Annotated in this window: 14 protein-coding genes; 7 read left to right on the plus strand and 7 right to left on the minus strand. The window is 67.9% G+C overall.

Annotated features, from left to right (window positions below; all coding sequences use genetic code 11):
• Positions 1 to 6: 6 nt before the first annotated feature.
• The 3 genes from BCR55_RS26550 (at position 7) to BCR55_RS26560 (ending at position 2,843) form a co-directional block, all read left to right on the plus strand.
• A complete protein-coding gene (locus BCR55_RS26550; RefSeq protein WP_065496603.1) occupies positions 7 to 705 on the plus strand; it encodes a heavy metal response regulator transcription factor in 699 nt (232 codons plus the stop codon).
• Complete coding sequence (locus tag BCR55_RS26555; protein WP_006403631.1) at positions 702 to 2,159, plus strand: heavy metal sensor histidine kinase; 1,458 nt, start codon at positions 702 to 704, stop codon at positions 2,157 to 2,159. Before BCR55_RS26550 ends, BCR55_RS26555 begins: the two co-directional genes overlap by 4 nt.
• A gap of 96 nt (positions 2,160 to 2,255) precedes the next feature.
• Positions 2,256 to 2,843: a LysE family translocator gene (locus BCR55_RS26560; RefSeq protein ID WP_006403632.1), complete on the plus strand. Its 588-nt coding sequence runs from the start codon at positions 2,256 to 2,258 to the stop codon at positions 2,841 to 2,843.
• Between the two features lie 34 nt (positions 2,844 to 2,877).
• Here the strand turns inward: BCR55_RS26560 and BCR55_RS26565 are convergent, their stop codons facing one another.
• Positions 2,878 to 3,696, minus strand: coding sequence for an AraC family transcriptional regulator (locus tag BCR55_RS26565; RefSeq protein WP_065496784.1), 819 nt, complete (start codon positions 3,694 to 3,696; stop codon positions 2,878 to 2,880).
• A gap of 197 nt (positions 3,697 to 3,893) precedes the next feature.
• Here BCR55_RS26565 and BCR55_RS26570 point away from each other — a divergent pair, with 197 nt between their 5' ends.
• A complete protein-coding gene (locus BCR55_RS26570; protein ID WP_065496605.1) occupies positions 3,894 to 4,688 on the plus strand; it encodes an SDR family NAD(P)-dependent oxidoreductase in 795 nt (264 codons plus the stop codon).
• Positions 4,689 to 4,707: 19 nt separating this feature from the next.
• Here BCR55_RS26570 and BCR55_RS26575 read toward each other — a convergent pair whose 3' ends face one another.
• The 4 genes from BCR55_RS26575 to BCR55_RS26590 form a co-directional block, all read right to left on the minus strand.
• Positions 4,708 to 5,064, minus strand: coding sequence for an osmotically-inducible lipoprotein OsmE (locus BCR55_RS26575; RefSeq protein WP_006403636.1), 357 nt, complete (start codon positions 5,062 to 5,064; stop codon positions 4,708 to 4,710).
• A gap of 135 nt (positions 5,065 to 5,199) precedes the next feature.
• The gene (locus BCR55_RS26580; protein ID WP_053298589.1) at positions 5,200 to 6,270 is read right to left on the minus strand and encodes an AI-2E family transporter; all 1,071 of its coding nucleotides are present in this window, start codon (positions 6,268 to 6,270) and stop codon (positions 5,200 to 5,202) included.
• Positions 6,271 to 6,374: 104 nt separating this feature from the next.
• Entirely contained in the window at positions 6,375 to 7,484 is a 1,110-nt protein-coding gene (locus BCR55_RS26585; protein WP_006411632.1) for an NADH:flavin oxidoreductase/NADH oxidase, read from the minus strand.
• A 124-nt stretch (positions 7,485 to 7,608) separates the two neighbouring features.
• A complete protein-coding gene (locus BCR55_RS26590; RefSeq protein WP_006403640.1) occupies positions 7,609 to 8,295 on the minus strand; it encodes a type 1 glutamine amidotransferase domain-containing protein in 687 nt (228 codons plus the stop codon).
• Between the two features lie 582 nt (positions 8,296 to 8,877).
• Between BCR55_RS26590 and BCR55_RS26595 the strand changes: the two genes are divergently transcribed.
• The 3 genes from BCR55_RS26595 to BCR55_RS26605 all read left to right on the plus strand — a co-directional run bounded on the left by BCR55_RS26595 (position 8,878) and on the right by BCR55_RS26605 (position 11,323).
• Positions 8,878 to 10,359 (plus strand): PLP-dependent aminotransferase family protein, encoded by a 1,482-nt coding sequence (locus BCR55_RS26595; protein WP_065496787.1) that lies wholly within the window; start codon positions 8,878 to 8,880, stop codon positions 10,357 to 10,359.
• Between the two features lie 93 nt (positions 10,360 to 10,452).
• Positions 10,453 to 10,890 (plus strand): carboxymuconolactone decarboxylase family protein, encoded by a 438-nt coding sequence (locus tag BCR55_RS26600; protein ID WP_006403645.1) that lies wholly within the window; start codon positions 10,453 to 10,455, stop codon positions 10,888 to 10,890.
• Between the two features lie 10 nt (positions 10,891 to 10,900).
• Entirely contained in the window at positions 10,901 to 11,323 is a 423-nt protein-coding gene (locus BCR55_RS26605; protein ID WP_035948682.1) for a cupin domain-containing protein, read from the plus strand.
• A gap of 62 nt (positions 11,324 to 11,385) precedes the next feature.
• Here BCR55_RS26605 and BCR55_RS26610 read toward each other — a convergent pair whose 3' ends face one another.
• Together BCR55_RS26610 and BCR55_RS26615 are read right to left on the minus strand one after the other, a co-directional pair.
• The gene (locus BCR55_RS26610) at positions 11,386 to 12,708 is read right to left on the minus strand and encodes an IS4 family transposase (protein ID WP_065494898.1); all 1,323 of its coding nucleotides are present in this window, start codon (positions 12,706 to 12,708) and stop codon (positions 11,386 to 11,388) included.
• Between the two features lie 159 nt (positions 12,709 to 12,867).
• Positions 12,868 to 14,067, minus strand: a complete 1,200-nt coding sequence (locus tag BCR55_RS26615; protein WP_035487722.1) for a porin — start codon at positions 14,065 to 14,067, stop codon at positions 12,868 to 12,870.
• Between the last annotated feature and the right edge of the window lie 113 nt (positions 14,068 to 14,180).

Here is a 14,180-nt window from a genome sequence, read left to right on the forward strand (position 1 = left end):
CCGAACATGAAAGTACTGATCATCGAAGACGAACCGAAAGTCGTCGAATATCTGAAGAGCGGACTGACCGAGGAAGGCTGGGTCGTCGATACCGCGCTCGACGGCGAGGACGGTGCCTGGAAGGCGGTCGAGTTCGACTACGACGTGGTCGTGCTCGACGTGATGCTGCCGAAGCTCGACGGCTTCGGCGTGCTGCGCGCCTTGCGCGCGCAGAAGCAGACGCCCGTCATCATGCTGACCGCGCGCGACCGCGTCGACGACCGCGTACGCGGGCTGCGCGGCGGCGCCGACGACTATCTGACCAAGCCGTTCTCGTTCCTCGAACTGATCGAGCGGCTGCGCGCATTGACGCGTCGCGCGCGCGTGCAGGAATCGACGCTGATCTCGATCGGCGATCTGCGTGTCGACCTGATCGGCCGCCGCGCGACGCGCGACGGCACGCGGCTCGATCTGACCGCGCAGGAATTCCAGCTGCTCGGCGTGCTCGCGCGGCGCAGCGGCGAGGTGCTGTCGAAGACGACGATCGCCGAGCTCGTCTGGGACGTCAATTTCGACAGCAACGCGAACGTCGTCGAAACCGCGATCAAGCGGCTGCGTGCGAAGCTCGACGGTCCGTTCCCGGACAAGCTGCTGCATACGATTCGCGGCATGGGCTACGTCCTCGAAGCGCGCGACGACGGCGGCGACGCGGAGAAGCGCACATGAAACGCTCGATCGCGCTGCGGCTGTCGACGATGTTCGGCATCGTGTCGCTGCTCGTGTTTACGCTCGTCGGCTGCGGGTTGTTCGTGATGATGGAGCGCCAGCTGTTCGCCGAGCTGCGCGCGACGCTCGACACGCGCGCGAAGGTCGCCGAAATGATCGTGTCGCATGCGCTCACGCCCGAACGCGGCCGGCTGATGAAGGAGAAGCTGGCCGACCTCGAGCCGCCCGACGGCTCGACGCGCTATCAGGTCGACACGCCGAATCCGGACTTCCGCTTCGGCCGCCCCGTCGACGGCGTGCCGGTCGGCGCACCGCTCGGCGCGTTCCAGCGCTACGCGCTCAACGACAGCAGCTACGACGTCATGACGAAAACCGTCACGGTGGCCGGTAGCGGCGCGCGACCGACGCTGAAGCTGATCGTCGCGAGCTCGTGCGAGCGCACGCAGCGGATGCTGCGCCGCTTCGGCTGGACGCTCGCCGCGCTGATCGCGACCGCGACCGTCCTCACGCTGATGCTGAGCCGCGCGGTCGCGCGCTTCGGGCTCGCGCCTCTCGACCGGCTGTCGCAGGACGCGGCGGCCGTCAGCGTCGCGAACCGCCGGCAGCGACTGCAGACCGACGCGCTGCCGGCCGAGCTGCGCGAACTGGCCGCCTCGTTCAACGGCGCGCTCGAGCGCATCCAGCAGACCTACGAGCGGCTCGAAGCATTCAACGCGGACGTCGCTCACGAGCTGCGCACGCCGGTCAGCATTCTGATCGGCCAGACGCAGGTCGCGCTGACGAGCCGGGACCGTTCCGCCGACCGGCTGCGCCAGACGCTGCAGTCGAATCTCGAGGAATTCGAGCGCTTGCGCGTGATCATCAACGACATGCTGTTCCTGTCGCGCAGCGACCGCGGCGAACGCGCGACCGATCTGAAATACGTGTCGCTCGCGCACGAGGTGCAGCGGATGCTCGACTTCCTCGAAATCCCGCTCGACGAAGCGCAACTGCGCGCCGAACTGCACGGCGACGCGCGTGCGGCCGTCGATCCGTCGCTGTTCCGGCGCGCGATGACGAACCTGCTGATCAACGCGATCCAGCATTCGGCGCCGGGCGCGACGCTGCACGTGACGATCGCGCCGCGCGACGCGCTCGTCGACGTATCGGTCGCGAACCCCGGCGAGCCGATCGATCCCGCGCGGCGCGCGCATGTGTTCGAGCGTTTCTACCGGCTCGAGGAAGCGCGTGCGAACAGCATGGAAAATCACGGGCTCGGGCTGTCGATCGTGAAGGCCGTCGCCGAAATGCACGGCGGCAGCGTGTTCGTCACGTGCGCCGACGGCGTCAATACGTTCGGCTTCTCGGTGTGCGCGCAACCTTCCGCCGACACACCGGCGCGCGCGCACGACCCATCCGGCCACCCGGCGTCGGCGACGCTGCCGCACGCGCGCCCGTCGCGCGCGGCGCACTGAGTTCGCGCGACGCGCCGACGGCAGTTTTCTTCAATACGCGCGCGCGCCGCATGCTTACTCTCGATGCGAGTTCCGACATTCGCATGGAGAGATTCGATGAGCATGCTGGTTTCGATGGCCGCGTTCGCGCTGGCTTCGTCGATCACGCCCGGTCCGGTCAACATCGTCGCGCTCGGCGCGGGCGCGCGTCACGGGCTGCGCGCGGGGCTGCGCTATGCGGCCGGCGCGACGCTCGGTTTCGTCGCGCTGTTTCTGCTGACCGGCCTCGGCCTGCACGCGGCGCTCGAGCGCTGGCCCGCGCTGACGAGCGCGACACGCTGGTCCGGTATCGCGTTCCTGCTCTACATGGCATGGCGCCTCGCACTCGACGACGGCCGGCTGCCGGCCGATACGAAAGTCACGGGGCCGTCCGCGGCGTCGGGCGCGGCGATGCAGTGGCTCAATCCGAAAGCGTGGCTCGCGTGCGTCGCGGCAATGGGCGCGTATGCGGCCAACGGCGATCGCGCGCAGGTCTGGCAATTCGCCGCGCTGTATCTCGTGATCTGTTTCGCGTCGATCGGCTGCTGGGCGTATGCGGGCGCATCGCTGCGGCAGCGGCTCGCGAGCGCGCGCCGGATGCGCGTATTCAATCGGCTGATGGCGTTGCTGCTGGCGGGAAGCGCGTTGTATCTGCTCGACGTGTAATCGCGACGCCTCGCCACGCGGCGCGCGCGGCGCTTCAGCGGGCCGCGCCGCGATACTGGCCGGGCGTCGCGGCCGCGATCCGACGGAATGCTCGCTGGAAATGCGCCTGATCGGCGAAACCGGCGTCGAGTGCGACGTCGGCGATCGGACGACCGCGGCGCAGTTCCGCACGCCCGTATTGCACGCGACGGTCGATCAGGAACGCATGCGGCGTCATGCCGTAGCGCGCGCCGAACGCGCGGATCAGATACGACGGCGACAGATCGGCCGCTGCGCAGATCGCGTCGAGCGTCAGCGGCTGCCGGCAGTGCGCGGCGATGTAGTCGGCCGCCCGCGCGAGCTTCGCGTTGTCGTCCCCGCGCCGCGCGTCGGGCACCGCGCGGTCGAGCGCGCCGTGCAGCCGCGTGAAGAATGTCACCGCCGCGCTCTCCTTCGCGAGCGCGTCGACGCCGGGCGCGACGAGCGTGCGGTAGAAACGACCGAACTGCGCGAACAGATCGCGCCGCTGCGTCCATTTCGACGAAAAACCGTGGAAATCCGTGTTCGCGTCGCGGCCGAGCGAATGCTGGAGCCGCGCGAGCCACGGCACGTCGACGTACACCATCCGGTACGCCCAGTTGTCGGGCCCGTACGGATTGCACGCATGCACCTGTTCCGGATCGATGATGACGAGCACGCCGCGCCCGACGTGCTGGTTCGTCGTGCCGTTCACGTACGTGCTCGTGCCGCCGACGATCGCGCCGATCGAGAACGTGTCGTGCGTGTGCTTCACGTAGCAGAGTTCGCGCCCGTCGTCGACGGTGCGCGCTTCGATGAACGGCAGCGCGGCGTCGCGCCAGAACGGCGACGGCATCGTGGACGAGCGGACGGTACGGCGCACGCGACGGGCTCCCGGAGCGAATGACGAATGCACACCGTACAAGACTGCGTCGCACCGCGCAAGCGGCGCGCATCGCTTCGCTGCCGGCGCGCGCGGTTTCGCCTAAGCTTGGAACTCCGGCCGCTGCGGCATGCGCCGGCGGCTCCGTTCCCTCTTCTTCCGGTACGCTCATGCACATCGATCTGAAAGGCAAGACCGCGGTCGTCACCGCTTCGACCGCCGGCATCGGACTCGCCGTCGCCGAAGGACTCGCGCGCGCAGGCGCACGCGTCGTCGTCAACGGGCGCAGCGACGCGTCGGTCCAATCGGCGATCGCCCACCTGCGCACGGCCGCGCCCGGCGCGGATATCGACGGCGTCGCCGCCGACCTGTCCGGCGCCGCCGGCGCCGCGCGCATCGCGCAGCACACGCCGAACGCCGACATCCTCGTCAACAACGCGGGCATCTACGGGCTGAAGCCGTTCTTCGACATCGACGATGCCGAATGGACGCACTACTTCGAGATGAACGTGATGTCGGGCGTGCGGCTCGCGCGGCACTATCTGAAAGGGATGCTCGAACGCGACTGGGGCCGCGTCGTGTTCGTGTCGTCGGAGTCGGGACTGAACATTCCCGTCGACATGATTCATTACGGCTTCTCGAAGACGGCCCAGCTGTCGATCGCGCGCGGCCTCGCGAAGCTCGCGGCCGGCACGCGCGTGACCGTCAATTCGGTGCTGCCGGGGCCGACGCTGTCGGAAGGCGTGCGCACGATGCTGCAGGAGACGGCCGATCAGACCGGTCGCAGCGTCGACGACGTCGCGGTCGACTTCGTCCGCGAGCATCGCGCGAGTTCGATCATTCAGCGGCCCGCGACGCCCGAGGAAGTCGCGAACATGGTCGTCTACGTGTGTTCGCCGCAGGCATCGGCGACGACGGGCGCGGCGCTGCGCGTCGACGGCGGCGTCGTCGACACGATCGCCTAGCGCGCCGGCGGCTGCCGCGCTACGCGCCGCCGTTGCGCGCCTGCAGCCGGCCGCTGCGGTCGGCGTTCATGCAGGTGTCGAAGCCGTGGTGCGTGACCGCGCCGGCGCGGTCGAACACGACGAAGTACGGCCGGCGCTCGTCGCCGTGTTCGAGCAGATAGTTGTAGCAAACGCCGCTGCCGTTGCGCACCATCCACACGCTGCGCGGATTGCCGCCGGCGTGGACGACCGTGTCGCGCGTCGCGCCGTGCCGCGACGCGGCCTTCGGCACCGGCATACGCGAATACGAGAACGGCAGCCATGCATCGAACCACGCGCAGCCGTGCAGCATCAGGCAGCCGGCGGCCAAAGAAAGCGTTGCAGCGGGACGGGACATCCGGATCAATCGCATGCTGGGAAGAGTTCTGCTGCGCCTGCCGGCGCGACCGAAAGCCCCATGCTACTCGACCTTTGGGGTTCGGATCGCAAAGAAATGTCGAATTCGGTGTGCGCGGCGTGCCGGATGCAACGCTTACGCGCGCCATTCGGCCCACAGCACGGTCAGCACCGTCATCAGCGCGGGGCCGACGAACAGGCCGATGAGGCCGAACGTTTCGGCGCCGCCGAGAATGCCGAACAGCACGAGCAGGAACGGCAGCCGTGCCGAGTTGCCGATCAGCACCGGCCGCACGAAGTGTTCGGCAACGAACACGACGACGAAGCCGAGCACGGCGATCACGACCGCCCACGCGGTCGCGCCCTGCACGAACAGCCACAGCGCGGCGCCGCAGAACACGAGGGGCGCGCAGAACGGCAGCATCGCGGCGACGGCGGTGACGACGCCGAGCAGCGCCGCATGCGGGACGCCGGCGAGTGCATAGGCAACGCCGAGCAGCGCGCCTTCGCCGAGCCCCACGACGACGAGGCCCGTGACCGTGCCCTGCACCGCGGCGACCATCCGCTCGATCAGATGCGCGCCGTCGTGGCCGAACGCGCGCTGCGCGCCCTGCAGCAGTTCGCCGGCCAGCCGGTGTCCGGCGCGCACGATCACGAACAGCGTGACGAGCATGAAGCCGAATTCGAATACCGCATGCGCGACGCGCGTGCCGAACTGCCGCCCGAACGCGAGCACCTTCTCGCCGCTCGCGCCGTGCATCGCGGTGGCCGCATGCAGCGGATGGCCGAGGTTGGTTTGCCACCATTGCGTGATCTGCGCGGCGCCGTACGGCAGCCGGTTCACGACGTCCGGCAGCGGAATGCCGTTGTCGCGGATCGACTGGAACCATTCGCGCAGGTCGTGCGCCTGCACGATCGCCTGCGTGAGCGCGATCGCGACCGGCAGCACGACCAGCAGCGACACGGCCGCCGTGACGATCGTCGCGACCAGCGTCGGCCGGTTGCGCAGCAGCGCATTCGCCTCGATTCGCTGCAGCAGCGGCCACATCGCGATCGCGATCACGCAGGCCCAGGCGATCGCCGGAATGAATGCGCGGATCACCCACAGCGCAAGCGCGAGAAGCGCCGCATACAGCACGGCGCGCGCGATCTGTTGCGCGCGCGGCCGCGCGGCCGCATCGCGGGACGACGAAACGTGAGTGCCCATCGCACCTCTGTCGAAAGAAAAAATGGCGGTTCGCGCAGCAACCTCACTGCGCGAACCGCCATTCTATCCATCGATGCCGCGCATGCGCGCGGCGCGACGCGGGCTTACGCTGCCTTCTCGGCGACGCGATAGCGCTCGAGCCAGTGTGCATACGGCGCGGGCAGCGTCCACGACGGACGCTCGACGCCGAGTTGCCTGGCCGCATAGTACGGCCAGTGCGGGTCGGCCAGATGCGCGCGGCCGACCATCACGAGATCGAGCTGCTCGTCGGCGACGACGCGGTTTGCCAGTTGCGGCGTGTCGATGCCCCACGCGGACGACACCGGCAGCCCCGCTTCGCGGCGCACGCGCTCGGCGACCGGCGCGAGGAACGCCGGGCCCCACGGAATCTGCGCATCGGGCGTCGAGAAGCCGACCGACACGCTCAGCATGTCGAGCCCTTCCTGCTTCAGTCGCTGCGTGAGCGCGATCGATTCGGCGAGCGTCTCCTCGTCGCGGCCGTCGTATTCGATCACGCCGAAACGCGCGGTCAGCGGCAGATGCTCGGGCCAGACCTTGCGGACCGCGGCCAGCGTCTCGACGAGGAAGCGGCCGCGATTCTCGGCCGAGCCGCCGTATTCGTCGGTGCGCCGGTTCGAGTGCACGGAGAAGAAGCTCTGGCCGAGATAGCCGTGCGCGAAATGCAGTTCGAGCCATTCGAAGCCGATGTCGCGCGCACGCCTGGCCGCCGCGACGAAATCGGCCTGCACGCGCGCGATGTCGTCGCGCGTCATCTCGCGCGGCACCTTCGGCAGATGCGCGCCGAACGGCACGGACGACGGCGCGATGGTCTGCCAGCCGCGCGGATCGCCTTCGGGGATATGGTCGTCGCCTTCCCACGGACGGTTCGCGCTCGCCTTGCGGCCCGCATGCGCGATCTGGATGCCGGGCACCGCGCCCGCGGCCTTGATCGCCGCGACCGACGGCGCGAACGCTTCGGCCTGCGCATCGGTCCAGAGTCCGGCGCAGCCCGGCGTGATGCGGCCTTCCGGCGACACGGCCGTCGCCTCGGCGATCACGAGGCCCGCGCCGCCGCGGGCGATGCCGGCCAGGTGCACGTGATGCCAGTCGTTGACGACGCCGTCCTCGGCGACGTACTGACACATCGGCGGCACCGCGATCCGGTTGCGCAACGTGACATCCTTCAGTTTGAACGGTTCGAACAAGGCAGACATCCACGACTCCTTTTGCTTGGTCCTGCGAAACGGCGGGTTGAGCCGTCGTGCGGCTGCACGACGGCGCGAAACGGATGCCGCCGCGCCGCTTGCGCGACGCGACGGCGCCTGGCCAGCGGCGCGTTCAGCGCCGGCTCAGCGCGGCGAGCAGCGCTTCGGCCGCGGGCGCCGACGACGCCGGGTTCTGCCCGGTGATCAGCAGCCCGTCGGCGACGACATGCGGCGCCCAATCGGCGCCGCGCTCGAACTGCGCACCGTTGGTCTTCAGCATGTCCTCGACGAGGAACGGCACGACTTCGGTCAGCTCGACGGCCGCCTCCTCGCTGTTCGTGAAGCCGGTCACGCGCTTGCCGCGCACGACCGACTCACCGGTTTTCGGGTCCTTCACGTGGCGCAGCACGCCCGGCGCATGACAGACGAGCGCCGCCGGCTTGCCGGCCGCGAGCGTGCGTTCGATCAGGCCGATCGAATGCAGATCCTCGGCGAGATCCCACAGCGGGCCATGGCCGCCGGGGTAGAACACCGCGTCGTAGTCGTCGATCGACACGTCGGCCAGCTTGCGCGTCGCCGCGAGTTCGGCCTTGGCGGCCGGATCGGCATCGAAACGGCGCGTCGCATCGGTCTGCGCGGACGGATCGCTGCTCTTCGGGTCGAGCGGCGGCTGGCCGCCCTTCGGCGACGCGAGCGTCAGCTCGATCCCCGCATCCTTGAACGCGTAGTACGGCGCGGCCAGTTCCTCGAGCCAGAAGCCGGTTTTCTTGCCGGTGTCGCCAAGCGTGTCGTGCGAGGTCAGGACAACCAGAATCTTCATGATCGGACACTCCTATGAAATTGACGGGAACAGGCCGCGCGGGCGGCAGCCGTGTCGCGCATCGGGCATGCCGGCGCACGACGCGCGGTGCCGCATGCGCGCGGTGCGTGCCCGTTAGTCCGCGCTCGTGCGGCAACGTGCGGCAGCGATACACAAAACCGGTCGCTGTATTAGACCAGTCGTCTACAAGCCACGCGCGACACGCGGTGTCGGCGCGCATCGGTGGCGACTGCGTTGCCGCATCAGCCCGATTGTGCGCCTGTCGCGCCACGGCGTGCGCCGCCGGCAGCGCGTCGCTTTGCCGCTCCGCCCTTCCCGCGTGCGCACGTCTGCGTGCCGCTCGCGTCCCGTCATCCGGCGCGCCGCATGTCGCACGGTTCGGCTCGTCCGGTTCAGGAGCTCGGATCATAGCCGCTGATTAGACCGGTCGTCTAGTAAACGGCCGTTCGACCCTGCCGTCCGCAGGGTTTCATCTTTGCCTCCGTGCCGCGCGCGGCGACGGTCGCGATCGGCGTCCTGTCCGATGCATACTCGCGGTATGCCGATCGATCACAAAACGACCAAATCGAGGTAACCACTGCGATGGACATCGCCATCCGCATCGAAGGCCGACACGACCTGACCGGCCAGATCTACCGCCAGCTGCGCACCGCGATCGTCGACGGGCGGCTCGAAGGCGGCGCACGGCTGCCGTCGACGCGCGATCTCGCGAAGCAGCTCGGCGTGTCGCGCAAGACGACGCTCGATGCGTTCGAACGGCTCGTCGCCGAAGGCTATCTGCACACGCGCGCAGGCGACGGCACGTTCGTCGCCGACGGGCTCGCGCGCGTCCCGCATGCGGCGGGCGCGCCGGGGCCGTCGCTCGTGCGCGACACGCCGCGCGCCGACGCGGTCGATGCGCGCGCATGGTGGAACGATCTGCCCGACGCGCTGCCGATGCCGGCCGACACGCCGCGCGACGACTTCCGCGGCGGCGTGACCGACAAGACGCTGTTCCCGTTCGACACGTGGCGACGCTGTCTGCATCACGCGCTGCGCCAGCAGGCGCGCGTGCGCGGCCAATATCACGATCCGGCCGGCGATGCGCAGCTGCGCGGCGCGATCGCGCGCTACGTCGGCTTCCGGCGCGCGGTGGTCTGCAACTGGGACGACGTGATCGTCACGCAGGGCGCGCAGCAGGCGCTCGATCTGCTTGCCCGCGTCGTCGTGCGGCCCGGCGACATCGTCGCGGTCGAAGATCCCGGCTACCCGCCGGCCCGCGCCGCGTTCGCGTCGGTCGGTGCAACGGTGATCGGCGTGCCCGTCGACGCGCACGGGCTCGTGACCGAGCGGCTGCCCGACGAGGCGCGGCTCGTCTACGTCACACCCTCGCACCAGTTCCCGCTCGGGATGCCGATGTCGCTGGAGCGGCGCATCGCGCTGCTCGAATGGGCGCAGCGTCGGCGCGCGGTGATCATCGAGGACGACTACGACGGCGAATTCCGCTTCGAGGGGCGGCCCGTCGAATCGCTGAAGAGCCTCGATCGCACGGGGCTCGTCGCCTACGTCGGCACGTTCTCGAAGACGATCTTCCCGGACCTGCGGATCGGCTATGCGATTCCGCCGCGCGCGCTGCGCGGCGCGCTCTGCAAGGCGAAGCAGATCGTCGACTGGCATACGTGCACGCTGACGCAGGCGGCGCTCGCGCGCTTCATGCTCGACGGCGATTTTGCGCGGCACCTGCGCCGCGTGCAGAAGCACTACGACGCGCGCCGCAAGATGGTGGTGGCGCATCTGCGCGGCGCGCTCGCGCCGTGGTTCGACGCGATCGTGCCGAGCGCCGGCATCCACCTCGCCGCGCTGCTGAAGCCGGGCGTCGACGAAGCGGCGCTGATCGGCGCGGCGCGCACGCAGGACATCGGGCTGTACGGCATCTCGATGTTTCACGTCGACGTGCCGGTGCGCGCGGGGCTCCTGTTCGGGTATGGCGGCATCGACGCGGTACGCATCGACGCGACGCTCACGCGGCTCGCCGCGATGCTCGACGAAGGCGTCGCCAGCCGGCGCACGCCGGTGGTCACCTGATATTTCCGGAAATTGGCCATTCAAGCAGGCCAGTAGGGCTCGTAAAGTAGGTCCGTCGCGCCACCGTGCGCTCCAACCGAAAGAGGACCTGCGATGCAACCGCGTCTGAACTTCTATGCCGCCAGCCCGAATGCGATCAAGGTGATGCGCAACGCCGAGGACTTCCTCGCGAAAAGCTCGATCGAAAAGCCGCTCGCGGAGCTCGTCCGCCTGCGCGCGTCGCAGATCAACGGCTGCGCGTTCTGCGTCGACATGCATACGACCGACGCGCGCAAAGGCGGCGAAACCGATCGCCGCCTCGCGACCGTCGTCGCCTGGCGCGAAACGCCGTTCTTCACCGCACGCGAGCGCGCCGCGCTCGAATGGACCGAGGCGCTGACGCTGATCGCCGAGGACCACGTGCCCGATGCGGTGTGGGAATCGGTGAAGCCGCACTTCAGCGACGAGGAGCTGTTCGACCTGTCGCTGCTGATCGCGACGATCAACGCGTGGAATCGCTTTGCGATCGCGTTCCGCAAGATGCCCGAGTGAGGTGCGCACGATGACGACCCGCACCTCCTTGCGCCGCGCGCTCGTCGGCGCGGTGCTCGCGCTCGGCGCCGTGTCGGTCGTGCCGACGCACGCACACGAGACCGGCGACGCCGCGCACGCGATCATGCGACAGACCGTGCCCGAAGCGCCGGGCAAGCTCGCGGTCGTCGCAATCGTCGACTATGCGCCCGGTCAGGCATCCGAACCGCATCGGCATCTCGGCTCGGTCTTCGCGGTCGTGTCGAAAGGCGAAGTGTTGTCGCAAGTCAACGACGGCCCGCTGCGGCGCTATCGCGCCGGCGAAGGCTGGTACGAGCCGCCGGGCGCGCGCCACCAGGTGTCGCGCAATGCGAGCGAGAGCGAGCCGGCGCAGCTCGTCGTGTTCGCACTGACCGGCGAGCACGATCCGCTGAAGTCGCCGATGGAGCGGTGAGCGCGCGTCGCGCGCGATGTGCCGATACCAATGGAAAAACCGGCCCGAAGGCCTAATGCCGTTCAGTTAAGGTTCTTTCTGAGGAACCGGACGGCATAACGAGCAGGACGGGACTTGACGGCCCGATCGCATTTGCGATCAGGCCGTTTTACATTGATGAGCAGCTTGAGGTGTTCGCGAAGTCGCTTGAGCACGGCGGGCAGCTTGGCGAAGGCAGGCGTGCGTGCAGCCCACATCATCTCGTGCTGGATGAGATGGAACGAGCGAACGAAGCTCAGTTCGGTCGGTTCGCACTTGGCCTCGAAGGCGGCGCAAGCCATTTCGCGGCGAATCAGGTTGTAAGCGATCAGCGCACCCCAGATCTCTTGGTAGATGCCGTCGACGGTTCGGCTACGTAGGGTCAGTTCGCTACCGAGCATGGACTGCTTCAGTTCGCGATAGCTGGTCTCGATCTGCCAGCGCCGCTCGTAGCAAGCAACCAGATCGGCCAACTTGAAGCGGCGCCGATCGGTCAACGACGTCAGTAGTACACGTTCCCGCCCCTGTGCATCTTGAATGCGCACTGCACGCGCCGTCCACCACTCCGGCAGATCGGGGCATTTCTGCCGAGCCTGAGGCGAGACGCGCATGCGCACCAATGCATCGTCCGGTTTGCCCGACAGTACCTCCCAACGCGTATTGGACTTTGCCGGAATCAGGAAGTGGCGATTGCGTTCGCCCGAGCTCAGGCCGCACAGGATCTCGGCTGCCAGGAAGCCTTTGTCGAAGACCGTGAGCGAATGGTCGGGAATCTGCGCCAGCAGATTCTTGGCGTAGATCATCTCGTTGGTGTCGTAGCGGCCAAACGCAATGTTTGCTACCAGATGCGTCGGGATCGAGGTCAGCGTGACGGCCCGCACCTGCGGGTAGCTGGCCACCTTGCCGCTCGCGTAGCTTTGGGACCCGAAATGCTCCCGATTCGCGGCACTGTCCGGCGTGCGTAGCGTGGTGCCATCCATGGCCCACAAGCTAAGCCCTTTGAAGGCATGGCGCGCACCATCCTGCTTGCACCATGCTTGCGCGGTTTGCTCGAACAGCCAAGCTATCGGGGCGTGGCCTAAGCGCTGCCGGGCCTGGGTGACGGCGCTCTTGCTGACGAACGTGGTCTCGTTGGGCAGCACCAGTTCCAGACTGTCCACCACTTCGCTGACTGACCAATGACGATAGATCGCCAGCGCGATCACCAGCCAGACCACCTGTTCAGCCGGCAAGCGACGGCGACGAATGCTCGCCGTGCCTGTCGCTTCGATGGCCTGTTCGATCCATGCATGGGGAAGATGCTCCGCCAACCGGCTCAGGTCGGTAGGTTCGGCATCGAGCATGAAGGTCAGGTGGTCGGTCAGCATCGCGCCAAAAGTTAACATCTCAGAGCAGCGTTTACAACCACTCCTTCCCCAAAACAAAAATGCCGTTCAGTTGCTTAACTGAACGGCATTAGGCCCGAAGGCCGGTTTTTCCGTACTGCGTACCGCTTGGCCGCAGCGGCGCTGACGCGCCGCGCGACATCAGAAGCGGTGGATCATGCCGACGCCGACGGCGATCTGGTTCTGGCCGGCACCTGCTGCCACGCCGTCGCCGATTTGCGTCGTTGCCGACTGGATCGCGCCCGCGCGGCTCAGCGTATTGCCGCTCGCGTGCTGGTACGCCTCGAGTGCGTACAGGCCCGTGCGCTTCGACAGGCTGTAGTACTGCGACAGCGTGACCTGGTGGTACTTCGCCGAGCTCGAGATGCCGTTCGACTTCGTTGCGGCCGTGTACGAGTAGCCTGCCGCGAAGTCCCACTGAGCCGCTGCCTTCCAGTGCAGCACGGCGCCGGCCGTGTTGAAGATCGCGGTGTTGTGGAACGACGAGCCGATGCCCGGGATGTACTGGACGTTCGTGTAGGACACGGACACGTCCCACGCCGGCGTGAACTGGTAGCCGGCCGTCACGCCGAGGCGCTGCTGCGATTGCGCCGTCGCGTAGCCGTTGTTGATCGCCGACACGGCCGGCTGGCCGCCGCTCGTGACCGTCGAGTTGTCGCCCCACGCGCCGCCGCCGAGCGTCGAGTTGTTGACGCGCTGATAGCCGACCGCGATGCCTGCCGGGCCGTTCAGGTACTGGATCGCCGCGCTCCACGTCGAGCCGCGGTTCACGCTGCCCGGCACGCCGCCGAACGAGTACGAGCCGCCGACCGTGAAGCCGTAGAACTTCGGCGACATGTAGACGAGCGAATTGTTCGCGCGGTAGCTCGTATCCAGCGAGTCGATATCACCCGGGTGCGCGCCGTATGCGCCCGTCAGCCACGTCGTCGGGCTGTACGGCGACAGCAGCGTGTAGTACGCCGTGTACTGGCGACCGGCCGTCAGCGTACCGTACGCCGCGTTCGTCAGGCCGACCCACGCCTGACGCGTGAAGATGCCGCCCGTCCACTGCGATGCGCCCGTTGCCGTGTTCACGCCGGCTTCGAGCTGGAAGATCGCCTTCGTGCCGCCGCCGAGGTCTTCGTTGCCCTTCAGGCCGAAGCGGCTGCCTGCCCACACGCCGGTGGACATCGACACCTTCGAATGACCGCCGCTCGTCGCGCCGGTCGACGGTGCCGCGTTATTCTGGTACGCCAGACCGTTATCGACGATACCGTACAGGGTCACGCTGCTCTGAGCGTGGGCGGCGGTAGCGGCCGCAAGGCCGGCTGCCGTCATGGCGACGACGACGCGCTTTTTCATTGATTCTCCGTCCTCAAAGAATGATTCTTTTCTGGTGTGGTCTTGTGACACATGTGCGAGTACATGCCGGCGCAATTCTGACGGATTACCGATTGTTTCCCAATACGCGCGGT

It is taken from the genome of Burkholderia sp. CCA53 (genome assembly GCF_001685525.1).
In the GTDB taxonomy this organism is placed as follows: domain Bacteria; phylum Pseudomonadota; class Gammaproteobacteria; order Burkholderiales; family Burkholderiaceae; genus Burkholderia; species Burkholderia multivorans.